This is a genomic window from Enterobacter cloacae complex sp. IR5384 (assembly GCF_049237265.1).
In the GTDB taxonomy this organism is placed as follows: domain Bacteria; phylum Pseudomonadota; class Gammaproteobacteria; order Enterobacterales; family Enterobacteriaceae; genus Enterobacter; species Enterobacter cloacae.
Map to the genome: position 1 here is coordinate 1 of NZ_JBMKHJ010000079.1, position 3,724 is coordinate 3,724.

3 protein-coding genes and 1 pseudogene are annotated in these 3,724 nt (G+C 55.7%); 1 reads left to right on the plus strand and 3 read right to left on the minus strand.

The features are described from left to right. Positions 1-98: 98 nt before the first annotated feature. The 3 genes and pseudogenes from ACOTX3_RS25770 to tet(D) all read right to left on the minus strand — a co-directional run. Positions 99-521: pseudogene (locus tag ACOTX3_RS25770) on the minus strand (alpha/beta hydrolase-fold protein); the annotation flags it as partial. 21 nt (positions 522-542) lie between these two features. Next, the gene (locus tag ACOTX3_RS25775) at positions 543-1,652 is read right to left on the minus strand and encodes an S-(hydroxymethyl)glutathione dehydrogenase/class III alcohol dehydrogenase (protein WP_000842134.1); all 1,110 of its coding nucleotides are present in this window, start codon (positions 1,650-1,652) and stop codon (positions 543-545) included. 94 nt (positions 1,653-1,746) lie between these two features. Then, entirely contained in the window at positions 1,747-2,931 is a 1,185-nt protein-coding gene (gene tet(D) / locus ACOTX3_RS25780; protein ID WP_001039466.1) for a tetracycline efflux MFS transporter Tet(D), read from the minus strand. 95 nt (positions 2,932-3,026) lie between these two features. Between tet(D) and tetR(D) the strand changes: the two genes are divergently transcribed. Further along, positions 3,027-3,635 carry a tetracycline resistance transcriptional repressor TetR(D) gene (tetR(D), locus tag ACOTX3_RS25785; RefSeq protein WP_023352616.1) on the plus strand — a complete coding sequence of 203 codons (609 nt, stop codon included), beginning with the start codon at positions 3,027-3,029 and terminating at the stop codon, positions 3,633-3,635. The last annotated feature ends 89 nt before the right edge of the window (positions 3,636-3,724 follow it).

Below are 3,724 nucleotides of genomic sequence, written 5' to 3' on the forward strand. Positions count from 1 at the left end.
ATGGTGATCCCCTGGGCGAAATGCGCCTGGTAAGCAGAGTTTTTGAAATGTAAGGCCTTTGAATAAGACAAAAGGCTGCCTCATCGCTAACTTTGCAACAGTGCCCGTTTTTCCGATGTGCCGAAATGCCCGCTTACCAGGGTGTGCAGCTCATTCAGAATATAATCATACATCTGATAATGCGCTTTCCACGGCTCCTGTGTGGCATTGACATAAAACCCGGCACCCTGGCCGAGATCGTACTCTTTATCATCCGCCACCTGACTGCCGCGCGGACTGGTATCCGGCGCGACAATCACCAGGCCGTGTTCCGCTGCGTAACGCTGTGCCCCGGCTTTGGTGATAAAATTCTGCTCGTTGCAGGTCAGCCCGGAAAGCCAGTACAGCACAGGACATTTCTCTGTTTTTGCCTGCGGCGGCAGAAACACGGAAAAAGTCATCGGCGTGCCGGTCACCGCAGAGTGGTGACGCCAGACTTCCTGGCTGCCGCCGAAACAGACGTGATGTTCAATCCGTTCCATAGTATCTCCCTGAATACGTTATCAGTAATGAATGACTGTGCGGATGGATTTGCCGTCGTGCATCAAATCAAAAGCTTCATTGATTTTATCCAGTTCCATGGTGTGCGTGACAAACGGCGCCAGCTCGATTTTGCCGCTCATGGCATCTTCCACCATTCCCGGCAACTGGGTACGCCCTTTCACGCCGCCGAACGCCGTGCCTTTCCAGACCCGGCCGGTCACCAGCTGGAACGGACGGGTTGAAATCTCTTTTCCGGCACCCGCCACCCCGATAATTACCGACTGCCCCCAGCCACGGTGCGCACTTTCCAGCGCCGACCGCATCACATTGACATTGCCGATACATTCAAAGGTATGATCCACACCCCATTTGGTCATTTCGACCAGCACCTGCTGAACAGGTTTGTCATAATCATTGGGATTAATGCAGTCTGTGGCGCCGAACTGTTTTGCCAGCTCAAACTTGGATGGATTGGTATCGATGGCAAAGATGCGCCCCGCTTTTGCCTGACGTGCGCCCTGCACCACGGCCAGCCCGATACCGCCGAGGCCGAATACCGCCACAGAATCCCCTTCCTGTACCTTCGCGGTATTGTGTACCGCGCCGATCCCGGTGGTCACGCCGCAGCCGAGCAGGCAAACCTGCTCCGCATTGGCCTGCGGATTGATTTTCGCCAGTGATACTTCCGCCACAACGGTATATTCGCTGAATGTCGAGCAGCCCATATAGTGATAGAGCGGCTGACCGTTATACGAAAAACGGCTGGTGCCGTCCGGCATCACGCCTTTGCCCTGGGTTTCGCGGACGGCAACACAGAGGTTGGTTTTACCGGAGGTACAGAAATCACACTCGCCGCACTCGGCGGTGTACAGCGGGATCACATGGTCGCCCGGTTTCACACTGGTCACGCCCTCACCGACCTCAACCACCACCCCGGCACCTTCATGGCCGAGCACCACCGGGAACAGACCTTCCGGATCATCACCGGAAAGCGTGTAGGCATCGGTATGGCATACCCCGGTGTGACTGATTTTCACCAGCACTTCACCTTTCTTCGGCGGTGCCACATCAATTTCAACAATTTCAAGGGGTAAACCCGGCCCGAAGGCGACTGCTGCGCGTGATTTCATAACGGTTCCTCTGTGTCTGAGGCTTATCATGGCAGGCGATAAGCACGAATGCCGTCCACCATACCGCACAACAGCGCTGCCTGTATAGCGCCGGTCAGCAGGTGGCCGCCACCGGTGCCGGTTTTCTGATCAGCAGACAGATTGCCAGCAGCAGACCGTACAGTGCCGTGCCAATCAGCCACACCGTACCGTCCGCACTCTGCTGTGTCTGACTGAAAATAAAAGCAAACAGCAGCGGGCCCGCCACGCCGGTCAGATTGGTCAGGCTGACCAGCACACCCTGTAGTTTTCCCTGATTTGCCGCCGATGCCCCGGCAGAGATAATGCCCTGCAATGCAGGCAGTGCAATTCCGCCGCCTGCCAGCAGGATCAGGACCGGATACACCATCCATCCGGAAGTGATAGCAGACATCAGTAAAAACGCGGTGGCATCGGCAATAAATCCGGCGAAAATAATGGTTTTCTCACTCAGCCGTTTTGCCAGCGCCCCGGCAACCACCGCCTGAAACAGTGCATGCATCGCCCCGAGTCCCGCCAGTGAAAAACCGACCGCCGCGCTGTCCCAGGCAAAGCGGCTCTCCGTAAACAATACCCAGACAGTGGCCGGGATCTGCCCGATAAGCTGCGCGGTAAAAAAGACAAACAGCAACAGCGCCAGAGGTTTAAGCAGTGTGATAAAGCTGATACCTGCGCTTTCTTGTTTCTGCTCCGCCGGTTTTTCTTCTGTCTGTACCGCCGGTTTAAAGATAAAAAAGACCATCAGAAAGGTGCAGGCATTCAGTATTGCCGCAATGACAAACGGCAGATGCGGTGAGATATCCCCCGCCAGTCCGCCGATAGCCGGCCCGGCAATCAGCCCGGCACCAAAGGCCGCACCGAGACGGCCGAACCAGGCGGTACGCTCGCTGACCGCCGTGCTGTCCGCCACTACCGAAGCCGCAACCGCGCCGGTGGCACCAGTGATCCCGGAGATAATCCGCCCGAGATACAACATCCACAGCACATTGGACAGTGCCAGCAGTGTGTAATCAAACGCGGCACCCGCCAGGGATAACAGCAGCACCGGTCTGCGCCCCAGCTTATCTGACCATCTGCCCAGCAGCGGAGCAAAACAGACCTGCATCACCGCATACAGCGCCAGCAGAATGCCGTAATGGTTTGCCACATCCGCTTCCGGGAGATATTCCCGCAGCAGTGACGGTAATACCGGCATGATCAGACCAATTCCCATCGCGTCCAGCAGTGTAATCACCAGCGCGATGACAGCGGGTTTATTCATTTTTCAGATCCTGTGTTAATTCCCTATCATTGATAGAGTTGGAATATATCCCTATCAATGATAGAGTGTCAATCTGAAAATCGGAGGAGACGGTCATGGCACGGCTGAACAGAGAATCGGTTATTGATGCGGCACTGGAACTGCTGAATGAGACAGGGATTGACGGGCTGACGACCCGCAAGCTGGCGCAGAAGCTGGGAATAGAACAGCCGACACTTTACTGGCATGTGAAAAATAAACGGGCGTTACTGGATGCGCTGGCGGTGGAGATCCTGGCGCGTCATCATGATTATTCACTGCCTGCGGCGGGGGAATCCTGGCAGTCATTTCTGCGCAATAATGCAATGAGTTTCCGCCGGGCGCTGCTGCGTTACCGTGACGGGGCAAAAGTGCACCTCGGCACCCGCCCTGATGAAAAACAGTATGATACGGTGGAAACCCAGTTACGCTTTATGACAGAAAACGGCTTTTCACTGCGCGACGGGTTATATGCGATTTCAGCGGTCAGTCATTTTACCCTTGGTGCCGTACTGGAGCAGCAGGAGCATACTGCCGCCCTGACCGACCGCCCTGCAGCACCGGACGAAAACCTGCCGCCGCTATTGCGGGAAGCGCTGCAGATTATGGACAGTGATGATGGTGAGCAGGCCTTTCTGCATGGCCTGGAGAGCCTGATCCGGGGGTTTGGGCACTGTTGCAAATAGTCGGTGGTGATAAACTTATCATCCCCTTTTGCTGATGGAGCTGCACATGAACCCATTCAAAGGCCGGCATTTTCAGCGTGACATCATTC

What these genes read in the sequence shown, in the direction of transcription:
- ACOTX3_RS25775 (WP_000842134.1), bottom strand. Translation starts at nt 1,652, where the DNA reads ATGAAATCACGCGCAGCAGTCGCCTTCGGGCCGGGTTTACCCCTTGAA.